We start from the raw sequence: 204 nt of genomic DNA on the forward strand, positions 1-204 counted from the left end.
GGTACGTCGCCGATGCCGGCGCCGGGTTCCTCCGTGACGGTGGTGTCGGTCTCGGTGACGATCTCGGCGAGTGCCGCCACGGTCCGGTGCTCGAAGACGGCCCGCACGGACAGTTCGAGTCCGGCCCGTCGGGCGCGGCTGACCAGCTGGATCGACATGATGCTGTCGCCGCCGAGGTCGAAGAACCCGTCGTCGACGCCCACT

1 protein-coding gene is annotated in these 204 nt (G+C 70.1%); it reads right to left on the bottom strand.

Annotated elements, in window-relative coordinates:
• On the bottom strand, nucleotides 1-204 hold a 204-nt coding region (locus IG94_RS39580), incomplete at both ends, for a phosphopantetheine-binding protein (protein WP_043485808.1).

The sequence above is a fragment of the Streptomyces olivaceus genome (genome assembly GCF_000721235.1).
In the GTDB taxonomy this organism is placed as follows: domain Bacteria; phylum Actinomycetota; class Actinomycetes; order Streptomycetales; family Streptomycetaceae; genus Streptomyces; species Streptomyces olivaceus.